The sequence below is a fragment of the Mesorhizobium huakuii genome (assembly GCF_014189455.1).
Taxonomy (GTDB): Bacteria; Pseudomonadota; Alphaproteobacteria; order Rhizobiales; family Rhizobiaceae; genus Mesorhizobium; species Mesorhizobium huakuii_A.
Genome location: NZ_CP050296.1, coordinates 2,426,279 through 2,438,713, shown reverse-complemented (window position 1 = coordinate 2,438,713; position 12,435 = coordinate 2,426,279). Strand labels below are relative to the sequence as shown.

The window sequence follows — 12,435 nt, the reverse complement described above, 5'->3', positions numbered from 1 at the left end:
GGCGACATTCCAGGGGAGCCATGTACACATGCAGTACTTTGTCCAGCAGCTTATCAATGGGCTGACGCTGGGATCGATCTATGGGCTGATCGCAATCGGCTACACGATGGTCTACGGCATCATCGGCATGATCAACTTCGCCCATGGCGATATCTTTATGGTGGGCGCCTTCTCGGCGCTGATCGTTTTCCTCATCCTTACGGCGCTGTTTTATTCGGTGCCCGTGGTCATCGCGCTGCTGATCATGATGATCGTGGCGATGCTGCTGACCAGCCTCTACAATTGGACGATCGAGAAGGTGGCCTACCGGCCGCTGCGCGGTTCGTTCCGGCTGGCGCCGCTGATCACCGCCATCGGCATGTCGATCGCGCTGTCGAATTTCGTCCAGGTGACGCAAGGCCCGCGTAACAAGCCGATCCCGCCAATGGTCAGCCAAGTCTACAGCATCAACGGCGTCAGCGTGTCGCTGAAGCAGATCATCATCGTCATCGTCACCGCGCTGCTCCTGGCGCTGTTCTGGTACCTGGTCAACAGGACCTCGCTTGGCCGCGCCCAGCGCGCCTGCGAACAGGACCGCAAGATGGCGGCGCTGCTCGGCATCGATGTCGACCGCACCATCTCGATCACCTTCATCATGGGCGCCGCCCTTGCCGCCGTCGCCGGCACGCTGTTCCTGATGTATTACGGCGTCGTTGCCTTCTCCGACGGCTTCACACCTGGTGTGAAAGCCTTCACGGCGGCGGTGCTCGGCGGCATCGGCTCACTGCCGGGTGCCGTGCTCGGCGGGCTGATGATCGGCTTCATCGAGAGCATGTGGTCGGCGTATTTCTCGATCGACTACAAGGACGTCGCGGCGTTCTCGATCCTGGCGATCGTGCTGATCTTCCTGCCTTCCGGCATTCTGGGCCGGCCAGAAGTCGAAAAGGTCTGAGATCATGGCCGTCACCGTATCTCCCGAGCGCGACACCGTCGCCACCCCTGTCCAACGCGCCCTCAAGGAAGGGCTCTATGCCGGCGCCATCTCGCTTGGCCTGTTCGTGCTGTTCATCGGTCTGAAGACCGGTCAGAACATGTCCAATGAACTGGTCGTGACGACGCGCTGGGGCCTGCTCGCCGCCGTGGTGATCGCCACGGCCGTCGGGCGCTTCCTCTATGTCGCCTATGGCCAGCCCTTCATGGCCAGCCAGAAGATAACCAATGTTGCCACCGGCCTGTTGCCGGCCAGCGTCGCGTCACGATTCTTCCAGTTGCCGTGGTTCGTCGCGGCCGTTGTCGTAGCGGTGCTGCTGTTCGTGTTCAACAGCTCGCTCGCCGGATGGGTGGGAGCAGAACCGGCCGGCTATCTGCAATTCCTGCGCGCCCTGGCGATCATCTATCTGCTGGCTTGCGTGATTTACTACTTCCGCGCCTTCATCCATGCCAACTTCACCAGATTGGGCATAACGGCGCTTGTGCTGTACCCGATCCTCGTGGTCGCGGTGCTGTCGCTGAACGCCTGGTCCATCACCGGCGGGCTCCAGGGGTCGCTGAAATGGGTCGACAATTTCGGCATCCAGATCCTGATCTATGTGATGCTGGCCTGGGGCCTGAACATCGTCGTCGGCCTCGCCGGCCTGCTCGACCTCGGCTATGTCGCCTTCTATGCGCTTGGCGCCTATGCCTATGCGCTTCTTGCCACGCAATACGGCCTGTCGTTCTGGATCCTGTTGCCGGCCGCCGGCGCCATGGCTGCTCTCTGGGGCGTGCTGCTCGGCTTCCCCGTGCTACGCCTGCGCGGCGACTATCTGGCGATCGTGACACTGGCTTTCGGCGAGATCATCCGCCTGGTGTTGATCAACTGGCGTGAGGTCACCAACGGCTCGGCCGGCATTTCCGGCATTCCCAAGGTCAGCTTCTTCGGCCTGATGTCGTTCAACGTGTCGGACCCCAACTACATCGCTAAGGTGCTGGGCATCGCCCAGTCGGGCGCCTACTACAAGATCTTCCTCTACTACCTGATCCTGGGCCTGTGCCTGCTCACCGCCTTCGTCACCATCAGGCTGCGCCGTCTGCCGGTCGGCCGTGCATGGGAAGCCTTACGCGAGGACGAGATCGCCTGTCGCTCGCTCGGCATCAACACCACCACCACCAAACTGACCGCCTTTGCCACCGGCGCCATGTTCGGTGGCTTCGCCGGCTCGTTCTTCGCCGCGCGGCAAGGCTTCGTCAGTCCGGAATCCTTCGTCTTCCTGGAATCGGCCATCATCCTGGCGATCGTCGTTCTTGGCGGCATGGGCTCGCTGGTCGGCATTGCAGTTGCCGCGATGGTGATGATCGGCGGCACCGAGGCGCTGCGCGAACTCGACTTCCTCAAGGAGATCTTCGGGCCGGACTTCACGCCAGAACTCTACCGCATGCTTCTCTTCGGCATGGCCATGGTCATCGTCATGCTGTGGAAGCCGCGTGGCTTCGTCGGCAGTCGCGAACCGACCGCTTTCCTGAAAGAGCGAAGGGCCGTCTCCGGTTCCTTTACCAAGGAAGGACACGGCTGATGAATGCGAACTCGATTCAGAAAGCCAATCCGGGCATGAACGACGCCATCCTCCAGGTCCAACATCTGTCGATGAAGTTCGGCGGCCTGGTCGCCATCGGCGATCTGTCCTTCGCCGCCAAGCGCGGTGAGATCACGGCGCTGATCGGCCCCAATGGCGCCGGCAAGACCACCGTGTTCAACTGCATCACCGGCTTCTACAAGCCGTCGGAAGGCATGATCACGCTCAACCGGAACGATGGCACGAGCTACCTGCTCGAGCGGTTGCCCAACCATGAGATCCCGGCGCGTGCCAAGGTGGCGCGCACCTTCCAGAACATCCGCCTGTTCTCCGGCATGACGCTGCTGGAGAACCTGCTGGTCGCTCAACACAACAAGCTGATGAAGGCATCGGGCTATACGATCCTGGGCCTGTTCGGCTTCAGCGGCTACCGCAAGGCTTCGGCCGAATCGATCGAGCTTGCCAGGCACTGGCTGGAGAAGGCCGATCTTATCGATCGCGCCGACGATCCGGCCGGCGACCTGCCCTATGGCGCACAGCGGCGTCTCGAAATCGCACGCGCAATGTGCACCGGGCCAGAGCTTCTGTGCCTCGACGAGCCGGCAGCCGGCCTCAATCCGAAGGAATCAGCGGCGCTCAATGAACTGCTGATCGACATCAAGAAGACATCGGGCACCTCAATCCTGCTGATCGAGCACGACATGTCCGTGGTCATGCAGATTTCCGACCATGTCGTGGTTCTGGAATATGGCCGCAAGATCTCCGACGGCAGCCCGCAGTCGGTGCGCACCGATCCGCGCGTCATCGCCGCCTATCTCGGCGTCGACGACGAGGAGGTCGAGACCGTGCTGACCGAAGTCGGCGACGAAGACGTCATCGAGCAGCTCGACATAGGGCCGGATGCCGCGCATGGCCCGGGGACATCGTCGTCATACCTGGCCGGACCGGTGAGCGACACCGTCGGGCACAGCGAGGGCGAGCGTGTCACCGTGTCGAAGGGTGCTTCGAAGGCGGCGCAGGTCGATGCAAAGGCCAACTTGCCAAGAAAGCCCTCCGAGCGGGCCACGGCCAAGCCGACCGGAAAAGCCTCGACAGCCAAGCCGCGTGGAGGGCGTAAATAATGGCCGGGACAACGCTGCTCGACATCAAGGGCGTGCAAACCTACTACGGCAACATCCGGGCGCTGAACGGAGTCGATGTCACCGTCAAGGAGGGTGAGATCGTGGCGCTGATCGGCGCCAACGGCGCCGGCAAATCGACGCTGATGATGACCATTTTCGGGGCACCGCGCGCCCGCGCGGGCACCATCACCTTCGCCGGCACCGACATTACCCAGTTGCCGACGCACGAGATCGCACGCATGCGCATCGCCCAGTCGCCGGAAGGTCGCCGTATCTTCCCGCGCATGACGGTGATGGAAAACCTGCAGATGGGCGCCAGCCTGGACAACCTCAAGCACTATGACGAGGACGTCGAGAAGGTGTTCGCGCTGTTCCCGCGGCTCAAGGAGCGCATCGCCCAGCGCGGCGGCACGCTGTCGGGCGGCGAGCAGCAGATGCTGTCGATCGGACGCGCACTGATGGCGCGGCCGAAGCTGCTTCTGCTCGACGAACCATCGCTGGGCCTTGCGCCACTGATCGTCAAGCAGATATTCGATGCCATCCGCGAGTTGAACCGCACCCAAGGGCTGACCGTGTTCCTGGTCGAGCAGAACGCGTTCGGCGCGCTGAAGCTCGCCACGCGCGGTTATGTCATGGTCAACGGCAATGTGACGATGAGCGGCACCGGCAAGGAGCTGCTCGCCAATCCGGAAGTGCGCGCCGCCTATCTCGAAGGCGGACACCACTGAGTTTGGAGCGGAATGTGTGCATCCGGTATTCCGCTCCAAGTTGTTTGTTTGTCGCATGACCTTTGTCCGAAAAGTCTGCACCTTTTCGGGATCATGCTAGGGAGACTTCATCATGCAGGGCATTCTCTATGAGGAACCCTCGATCTGGCAGTTCTTGTTCGTCACCTGCCTGCTCGGCGGCTGGGCGGCCTGGATGACCGGCAAGGCCAGCGCCCAGACGTGGCGCAGCTTCATCCAGCTGTTCGCCTATCTGCTGGGTCTCGGCATCGGCATCCGCTTCATCCATCACGCCCTGTTCGGCGGCACGATGTTTTCGCTGCACTACTATATCGTCGACACCATCGTGCTGATGATATTGGGCTTCGTCGGCTATCAATACACACGAACAAACCAGATGGTCACACAGTATAATTGGCTCTACGAAAGAGCTTCAATCTTGAGCTGGAAACCAAAGGGTTGACGTTCATCATTAACGCCGCGTCAGGGATGAATCGGCGTGACAAGTGCCTGAAAATCGGCAAACTATGCTTTCTGCGATAAGGGTGGGCATCGCATGAAAGCTTCATCCACGCCCACTCCGTTAATGGGAGCGTTTAAATGAAAAAGACACTTTTGTCCGCCGTCGCCCTGACCGCGCTGGTCGCGTTCGGTGGCAGCGCGTGGGCTGATGTAATGTTCGGCGTTGCCGGTCCGATCACCGGTCCGAATGCGGCCTTCGGCGCACAGCTGCAGAAGGGCGCCGAAGCGGCCGTCGCCGAGATCAATGCCAAGGGCGGCATCAACGGCGAGCAGATCAAGCTCGAAATCGGCGACGACGTCTCCGACCCGAAGCAAGGTATCTCGGTTGCCAACAAGTTCGTCGGCGACGGCGTCAAGTTCGTGGTCGGCCACTTCAACTCGGGCGTGTCGATCCCGGCCTCGGAAGTCTACGCTGAAAACAACATCGTCGAGATCACGCCGGCCGCGACCAACCCGAAGTTCACCGAGCGTGGCCTGTGGAACGTGTTCCGCACCTGCGGACGCGATGACCAGCAGGGCAGCATTGCCGGCGCCTATCTCGCCGCGAACTTCAAGGACGCCAAGATCGCCGTCGTGCACGACAAGACCACCTACGGCCAGGGCCTTGCCGACGAAACCAAGAAGGCGATGAACGCCGCCGGCGTCACGGAAGTGATGTATGAAGGCATCAATGTCGGCGACAAGGACTTTTCGGCGCTGATCGCCAAGATGAAGGAAGCCGGCGTTACCATCATCTATTGGGGCGGTTTGCACACCGAAGCCGGCCTGATCATCCGCCAGGCGGCTGACCAGGGCCTCAAGGCGACGCTGATTTCCGGCGACGGCATCGTGTCGAACGAACTGGCTTCGATCGCGGGCGACGCGGTTGCGGGCACGCTCAACACGTTCGGCCCGGATCCGCGCCTGATCCCCGCCAACAAGGAACTCGTCGAGAAGTTCCGTGCGCAGGGCTTCGAACCGGAAGCTTACACGCTCTACGCCTACGCTGCCGTGCAGGCGCTTGCGGAAGCAGCAACTGCTGCCAAGTCGAACGATCCGCAGGCCGTTGCCAAGGCGCTGCATGCGAACGGCCCGTTCAAGACCGTGCTCGGCGACCTGTCCTATGACGCCAAGGGCGATCCGACGCTGCCCGGCTACGTCATGTACGAGTGGAAGAAGGGCGCCGACGGCAAGTACACCTACATCCAGAAGATGTAAGCCTGTCGACATCGATCACTATGAAATGCCCGGCGCTTCGCGCCGGGCATTTTTCGTTTCACGGCATGTCGTCCAAAAGCGGCCCCGGTTTTAGGCCGGACGATATGCGGCTTAGCCGGAAAATGATCGCGCCTTGAACGACAGCTCCGGCGCTTTTATGCGCGTTCGAATGAATGCGACCGGCTTTGTCGCAAAGATTCGATTTAAATCGATTGAATCATCTGTCAATTTTGTTTGCGCTGCAGCATTTTCACGCTAATCATTGCTCCGATTTCCCGTTCCTTCCGCTGCTGGAGCCCAGTCCTTGGCCATCACGAAGATCCTCGTCGCCAACCGGTCAGAAATCGCCATCCGCGTCTTTCGCGCGGCCAACGAGCTGGGCCTCAAAACCGTGGCGATCTGGGCCGAGGAGGACAAATACTCGCTGCACCGCTTCAAGGCCGACGAAAGCTACCAGGTCGGGCGCGGCCCGCATCTGGCCAAGGATATGGGGCCGATCGAGAGTTATCTGTCGATCGAGGAGGTGATCCGCGTCGCCAGGCTTTCGGGCGCCGATGCCATCCACCCGGGCTACGGGCTTCTGTCCGAAAGCCCGGAATTCGCCGAAGCCTGTGCGCAAGCCGGCATCACCTTCATCGGCCCGAAGCCGGACACGATGCGCCGCCTCGGCAACAAGGTCGCGGCACGCAACCTCGCCATCGAGGTCGGCGTGCCGGTCATCCCCGCCACCGACCCGCTGCCGGATGATATGGATGCGGTCAAGAAACTGGCCAAGGAGATCGGCTATCCGGTGATGCTGAAGGCCTCCTGGGGCGGCGGCGGGCGCGGCATGCGCGCCATCCGCGCCGAGGCCGATCTCGCCCGCGAGGTCACGGAAGGCAAGCGCGAGGCGAAAGCCGCCTTCGGCAAGGACGAGGTCTATCTCGAAAAGCTGATCGAGCGCGCGCGCCATGTCGAGGTGCAGGTGCTTGGCGACACACATGGCAATGTCGTGCACCTGTTCGAGCGCGATTGCTCGATCCAGCGCCGCAACCAGAAGGTCGTCGAACGGGCGCCCGCGCCCTATCTCGAAATGTCGCAGCGCGAGGAGCTTTGCGGCTACGCGCTGAAGATCGCGCGCGAGACCAGCTATATCGGCGCCGGTACGGTCGAGTTCCTGCAGGACGCCGATACGGGGAAATTCTATTTCATCGAGGTCAACCCGCGCATCCAGGTCGAGCATACCGTCACCGAGCAGGTGACCGGCATCGACATCGTCAAGGCGCAGATCCACATCCTCGACGGCTTCGCCATCGGCACACCGCAATCGGGTGTGCCGGCGCAGAAGGACATCAGGCTGAACGGCCATGCCTTGCAGTGCCGCATCACCACCGAGGACCCCGAGCACAATTTCATCCCGGATTATGGCCGCATCACCGCCTATCGCGGCGCCACCGGCTTCGGCATCCGGCTGGATGGCGGCACCGCCTATTCCGGCGCGGTCATCACCCGCTTCTACGATCCGCTGCTGGAGAAGGTGACGGCGTGGGCCCCGACGCCAGCCGAGACGATCGCGCGCATGAACCGCGCGCTGCGCGAATTCCGCATCCGCGGCGTCGCCACCAACCTCACCTTCCTCGAAGCGATCATCAACCACCCGAGCTTCGCTGACAATTCCTATACGACGAAGTTCATCGACACGACGCCGGAGCTGTTCCAGCAGGTCAAGCGGCAGGACCGCGCGACCAAGCTCATCAACTATCTGGCCGATGTCAGCGTCAACGGCCATCCCGAGACACGCGGCCGGCCGATGCCGAAGGCCGATGCTGCCGCACCCGTCGTGCCCTACCTCAACGGCAATGTGCCCGGCGGCAGCAAGCAGAAGCTGGACGTGCTCGGTCCGGAAAAATTCGCCGGCTGGATGCGTGAGCAGAAGGAAGTTCTGGTCACCGACACGACGATGCGCGACGGCCACCAGTCGCTGCTCGCCACGCGCATGCGCACGCACGACATCGCCAACATTGCCGGCACCTATGCGCGCGCCCTGCCGCAGCTTCTGTCACTGGAATGCTGGGGTGGCGCGACCTTCGACGTCGCCATGCGCTTCCTCACCGAGGATCCGTGGGAGCGGCTGAGCAAAGTGCGCGAGGCGGCCCCCAATCTGTTGCTGCAGATGCTGCTGCGCGGCGCCAACGGCGTCGGCTACACCAATTATCCCGACAATGTCGTGCAGCATTTCGTCAAGCAGGCGGCCGCCGGCGGCATTGACCTGTTCCGCGTCTTCGACTGCCTGAACTGGGTCGAGAACATGCGCGTCGCCATGGACGCCGTCGGCGCCGAGGGCAAGCTGTGTGAGGCGGCGATGTGCTACACCGGCGACATTCTCGATCCGGCGCGGGCCAAGTACGACCTCAAATATTATGTCGGGCTCGCCGGCGAATTGCAGGCCGCCGGCGCCCACATCATCGCGGTCAAGGATATGGCCGGCCTCTTGAAGCCGGCCGCGGCCCGCGTGCTGTTCAAGGCGCTGCGCGAGGCGACCGACCTGCCGATCCATTTCCACACCCACGACACGTCCGGCCTGTCGGCGGCGACCGTGCTGGCGGCGGTGGAGAGCGGCGTCGACGCCATCGACGCGGCGATGGATGCCTTCTCCGGCAACACGTCGCAGCCTTGCCTGGGCTCGATCGTCGAAGCGCTGAAGGGCACCGAGCGCGACCCGGGCCTCGACCCGCAATGGATCCGCAAAATCTCATTCTACTGGGAAGCGGTGCGCAACCAGTACGCTGCCTTCGAAAGCGACCTCAAGGGGCCGGCCTCGGAAGTCTATCTGCACGAAATGCCGGGCGGGCAGTTCACCAACCTCAAGGAACAGGCGCGCTCGCTCGGGCTGGAGACACGCTGGCACGAGGTGGCGCAGACCTATCACGACGTCAATCTGATGTTCGGCGACATCGTCAAGGTGACGCCGTCGTCCAAGGTCGTCGGCGACATGGCGCTGATGATGGTGAGCCAGGATCTGACCGTCGCCGATGTCGAGAACCCGGCCAGGGACATCGCCTTCCCGGACTCGGTCGTCTCGATGCTGCGTGGCGATCTCGGCCAGTCGCCCGGCGGCTGGCCGGCGGCGCTGCAGAAGAAGGCGCTGAAGGGCGACAAGCCGATCACGGCGCGGCCGGGCTCGCTGTTGAAGCCGGCCGATCTCAAGGCCAGCCGCAAGGAGATTGAGGAGAAGCTCGAGCGCAAGCTCTCGGAATACGAATTCGCCTCGTGGCTGATGTATCCGAAGGTTTTCACCGACTTTGCCGGCGCGCAGGAGACCTACGGCCCGGTCAGCGTGCTGCCGACGCCGACCTATTTCTACGGCATGAAGTCGGAAGACGAGATCTTCGTCGACATCGAGAAGGGCAAGACGCTGGTCGTGCGCTGCCTTGCTATCGGCGATGTCGACGACAAGGGCATGGTCACCGTGTTCTTCGAGCTCAACGGCCAGCCGCGCCGCGTCAAGGTGCCGGACCGGGCGCACGGCGCCTCCGCCGTCAAGGCGCGCCGCAAGGCCGAGCCAGGCAACGAGGCGCATGTCGGCGCGCCGATGCCGGGCGTGGTCTCGGCACTTTCGGTCGCCGCCGGCCAGGCGGTGAAGGCCGGTGACGTGTTGCTCTCCATCGAAGCGATGAAGATGGAGACGGCGCTGCATGCCGAGCGCGACGGCACCGTCGCCGAGGTGCTGGTCAAGGCCGGCGACCAGATCGATGCCAAGGATCTGCTGATCGCGTTCGCTTAAGCGCCCGCAAAGAACGGGCAGGCTGTCGGCTTCTGTCGGCAGCCCGTGGGGAGCTGTTCGATAACAGCTTGACCCGCCGCCGCCGGTCGGGCATCGAACCGGCTCAAATTTGCCGCCGCCTCTGCCCGAGTCGCGGCATAGAACCAATCTTTGGAGAAAAACATGGCCGACGATATCACCGAGACCAGCCAGACTGTTGCCGCCGGCCAGCTGCGTGCCCTCATCGAGCGCATCGAACGGCTCGAGGAAGAGAAGAAGACGATCGCCGACGATATCAAGGAAGTCTTCGCCGAGGCCAAGGGCACCGGCTTCGACACCAAGGCGATCCGCACCATCATCCGGCTGCGCAAGAAGGACCAGGCCGAGCGCCAGGAAGAGGACGCCATCTTAGATCTGTACATGGCCGCGCTCGGCATGGAATAAAGAGACTGTTTGGAAATTCTACTCCGGCGGCCATCTGATGGCGTTTTCTGCGCTTCCCCGTTCTACTGCGGCGGCGCAGTAGAACTGAGCTCACGTACTTAAGTACGCTCCGCTACGGTTCTCGAAACCACCACCATATGACTCGCCAAGAGCGAATTTCGAAACAGCCTGAGCGTGATGCTTGGAGCGGGCATCGAACCATGAGCGAATTCGACTTTGGCGGTCGCCGCGCCTCGGAGTTCCGCCATCGCGGCTTCTGGTCGCTGTTCGCCGAACGGCATCCGGAAGAAAGAACCCGGCTGGCGCGGCGCGGACCCTGGTTCTGGCAGCGCGGGCTGCCCGACTTCGCCCTGGTCCTTTCCATGTATGTCGCGCCGGCGCAGAACCATGTCGGCGTCTTCTTCGGCCGTAACGAGAAGTTCGGCGCCACGCAAAGCTGGTCGCGGTTGAAGCCGTTCCAGCCGGCGATCGAAGACAGGCTGAAGCTCAGGCCGGAACAAAGCTGCGAGGGCCTCGGCATCAATTCGATGTGGCGGGTCAACTGCTATGCCGAGGACAACTGGCCTGCCATGACCGACTGGCTGGTGACGGAATGCTCGCGCGTCGAGCAGGCCGTCATTGCGGTGGTCGGAAACGCCTGGTCGCAAGTCTGACGGCCTCGACTCGCCCAGCGACCCGTCAGCTCGGCTGCGGGGCCTCCCTGCCGATAACGTCCAAATGTTCCTGCAAGGCCAGACGATCAAGTGACCCCATCGGCAGATTGGTGAACACCGCGATGCGGTTGTTCAGCATGCGATAGGCGTCGGCGAAAGCGAGATGCCACTCGGCTTCCGTGCCACTGGCCTTGGCGGGGTCGGGCACCGCCCAAAGTGCCGTCATCGGATGACCGGGCCAGACAGGGCAGCTCTCATCCGCAGTGTTGTCGCAGACGGTGAAGATGAAATTCATCTGCGGCGCGTCGGGCCCGGAGAACTCATCCCAGCTCTTCGAACGGGCAAAGGACGTGTCGTAGCTCAGGCTTTCCAGCAACTGAAGCGCATAGGGGTTGACGCTGCCTTTCGGTCGCGCGCCAGCGGAATAGGCTTTGAATCGGCCGGATCCGATCCGGTTCAAGATGGCCTCTCCGATGATCGAGCGGGCGGAGTTGGCGTTGCAAAGAAAGAGAACGTTGTAGACATGATCGCTCATTCCGAACCCCTCCATGTTTGCGCAAATGACAGAATGCGATACGGATCACAGTTACGTGATCATACATGGTATGACGACAGATTTCTGCGCCGTCCGAGGTGCTTTTTCGAGACATGCTGAGTTAGCGAAGGCTCGACCGATGGACGATCTCGATGCGCTGGGCGCGGCGCCCGAAGGGGCCAAACGCAACGCCGGCTTCTTTCGCTCGCGTTGGCTTGGCGAGGTCCCGATCGACCGGCTGTTCTGGCGCGACATGATGCTTGTCGGGACGGCCCTCAACATAGCCTCTTCGGCGCTGGCTCTGGTGCTGCTCGGGCTGAAGCTGCCGCTCTGGGCGGTGCTGGCGGTGCATTTTCTGCCGGTGCCCTACAACATCTTTCTCACCATCGCGGTCTGGCGGACGGCCGAGAAATCCGGTGGCGCCAAGGCTTCGCTGGTGATGCTGGGTTCGGCGCTTTGGCTGATCGCGACAGTTGTTGCCTGAAGCGCTCAGCCTGCGCATACGAAAAAGGGCGGCCGAAGCCGCCCTTTGCCGAAAGCTATAAGATGCCGATCAGGCGGCCGGCTCGAATTTCAGCGCCACGCCGTTGATGCAGTAGCGCAGGCCGGTCGGCGGCGGGCCGTCTTCGAAGACATGGCCGAGATGGCTGCCGCAGCGCGCGCAATGGCACTCGGTGCGGACCATGCCGTAGCTGCGGTCGATGGTGTTCTCGACGGAGCCGGGCACGGGATCGTTGAAACTCGGCCAGCCGGTGCCGCTCTCGAACTTCAGCTTGGATTCGAACAGCGGCTGGTCGCAGCCGACGCAGGAAAATGTGCCGGCGCGCTTCTCGTAGAGCAGGGCGCAGCTTCCCGGCCGCTCGGTGCCGTGGCCGCGCAGGACCGCATATTGCTCCGGCGTCAGCCGGGCGCGCCATTCGGCATCGGTGCGGGTGACAGGGTAGGTGTGGGTGTCCATTTGATCT

Annotated in this window: 12 protein-coding genes; 10 read left to right on the top strand and 2 right to left on the bottom strand. The window is 62.5% G+C overall.

The genetic code is table 11. From position 1 onward, the window contains the following. The first annotated feature begins 28 nt into the window (after positions 1-28). The 9 genes from HB778_RS12005 to HB778_RS11965 all read left to right on the top strand — a co-directional run bounded on the left by HB778_RS12005 (position 29) and on the right by HB778_RS11965 (position 10,935). A complete protein-coding gene (locus HB778_RS12005; protein ID WP_095201093.1) occupies positions 29-931 on the top strand; it encodes a branched-chain amino acid ABC transporter permease in 903 nt (300 codons plus the stop codon). Positions 932-935: 4 nt separating this feature from the next. Continuing rightward, positions 936-2,531 (top strand): high-affinity branched-chain amino acid ABC transporter permease LivM, encoded by a 1,596-nt coding sequence (gene livM / locus HB778_RS12000; RefSeq protein WP_183464044.1) that lies wholly within the window; start codon positions 936-938, stop codon positions 2,529-2,531. After that, on the top strand, positions 2,531-3,652 hold the full coding sequence (locus HB778_RS11995) for an ABC transporter ATP-binding protein (RefSeq protein WP_432421246.1): 1,122 nt from the start codon (positions 2,531-2,533) through the stop codon (positions 3,650-3,652). The genes livM and HB778_RS11995 overlap by 1 nt, the downstream gene beginning before the upstream one ends. Further along, on the top strand, positions 3,652-4,380 hold the full coding sequence (locus tag HB778_RS11990) for an ABC transporter ATP-binding protein (RefSeq protein ID WP_183464041.1): 729 nt from the start codon (positions 3,652-3,654) through the stop codon (positions 4,378-4,380). Before HB778_RS11995 ends, HB778_RS11990 begins: the two co-directional genes overlap by 1 nt. A gap of 112 nt (positions 4,381-4,492) precedes the next feature. After that, complete coding sequence (locus HB778_RS11985; protein WP_183464039.1) at positions 4,493-4,840, top strand: DUF6867 family protein; 348 nt, start codon at positions 4,493-4,495, stop codon at positions 4,838-4,840. A gap of 137 nt (positions 4,841-4,977) precedes the next feature. After that, positions 4,978-6,096, top strand: coding sequence for a branched-chain amino acid ABC transporter substrate-binding protein (locus tag HB778_RS11980; protein ID WP_095201098.1), 1,119 nt, complete (start codon positions 4,978-4,980; stop codon positions 6,094-6,096). Between the two features lie 304 nt (positions 6,097-6,400). After that, on the top strand, positions 6,401-9,859 hold the full coding sequence (gene pyc / locus HB778_RS11975; RefSeq protein ID WP_183464037.1) for a pyruvate carboxylase: 3,459 nt from the start codon (positions 6,401-6,403) through the stop codon (positions 9,857-9,859). A gap of 162 nt (positions 9,860-10,021) precedes the next feature. After that, positions 10,022-10,282, top strand: a complete 261-nt coding sequence (locus HB778_RS11970; RefSeq protein ID WP_027053014.1) for a DUF2312 domain-containing protein — start codon at positions 10,022-10,024, stop codon at positions 10,280-10,282. A gap of 200 nt (positions 10,283-10,482) precedes the next feature. Next, positions 10,483-10,935: a hypothetical protein gene (locus tag HB778_RS11965; RefSeq protein WP_183464035.1), complete on the top strand. Its 453-nt coding sequence runs from the start codon at positions 10,483-10,485 to the stop codon at positions 10,933-10,935. A gap of 25 nt (positions 10,936-10,960) precedes the next feature. Here the strand turns inward: HB778_RS11965 and HB778_RS11960 are convergent, their stop codons facing one another. Beyond that, the gene (locus HB778_RS11960) at positions 10,961-11,470 is read right to left on the bottom strand and encodes an arsenate reductase ArsC (RefSeq protein ID WP_183464033.1); all 510 of its coding nucleotides are present in this window, start codon (positions 11,468-11,470) and stop codon (positions 10,961-10,963) included. Positions 11,471-11,609: 139 nt separating this feature from the next. Here HB778_RS11960 and HB778_RS11955 point away from each other — a divergent pair, with 139 nt between their 5' ends. After that, complete coding sequence (locus HB778_RS11955; protein ID WP_183464031.1) at positions 11,610-11,954, top strand: hypothetical protein; 345 nt, start codon at positions 11,610-11,612, stop codon at positions 11,952-11,954. A 69-nt stretch (positions 11,955-12,023) separates the two neighbouring features. On the opposite strand, the gene msrB is transcribed toward HB778_RS11955, so the two are convergent. Next, on the bottom strand, positions 12,024-12,428 hold the full coding sequence (gene msrB / locus HB778_RS11950) for a peptide-methionine (R)-S-oxide reductase MsrB (protein WP_183464029.1): 405 nt from the start codon (positions 12,426-12,428) through the stop codon (positions 12,024-12,026). Positions 12,429-12,435: the final 7 nt, after the last annotated feature.

Bases quoted from the DNA above. Each gene is read 5' to 3' on its own strand.
- HB778_RS12005 (WP_095201093.1), top strand. From the start codon at position 29: ATGCAGTACTTTGTCCAGCAGCTTATCAATGGGCTGACGCTGGGATCG.
- livM (WP_183464044.1), top strand. From the start codon at position 936: ATGGCCGTCACCGTATCTCCCGAGCGCGACACCGTCGCCACCCCTGTC.
- HB778_RS11995 (WP_432421246.1), top strand. From the start codon at position 2,531: ATGAATGCGAACTCGATTCAGAAAGCCAATCCGGGCATGAACGACGCC.
- HB778_RS11990 (WP_183464041.1), top strand. From the start codon at position 3,652: ATGGCCGGGACAACGCTGCTCGACATCAAGGGCGTGCAAACCTACTAC.
- HB778_RS11985 (WP_183464039.1), top strand. From the start codon at position 4,493: ATGCAGGGCATTCTCTATGAGGAACCCTCGATCTGGCAGTTCTTGTTC.
- HB778_RS11980 (WP_095201098.1), top strand. From the start codon at position 4,978: ATGAAAAAGACACTTTTGTCCGCCGTCGCCCTGACCGCGCTGGTCGCG.
- HB778_RS11970 (WP_027053014.1), top strand. From the start codon at position 10,022: ATGGCCGACGATATCACCGAGACCAGCCAGACTGTTGCCGCCGGCCAG.
- HB778_RS11965 (WP_183464035.1), top strand. From the start codon at position 10,483: ATGAGCGAATTCGACTTTGGCGGTCGCCGCGCCTCGGAGTTCCGCCAT.
- HB778_RS11960 (WP_183464033.1), bottom strand. From the start codon at position 11,470: ATGAGCGATCATGTCTACAACGTTCTCTTTCTTTGCAACGCCAACTCC.
- HB778_RS11955 (WP_183464031.1), top strand. From the start codon at position 11,610: ATGGACGATCTCGATGCGCTGGGCGCGGCGCCCGAAGGGGCCAAACGC.
- msrB (WP_183464029.1), bottom strand. From the start codon at position 12,428: ATGGACACCCACACCTACCCTGTCACCCGCACCGATGCCGAATGGCGC.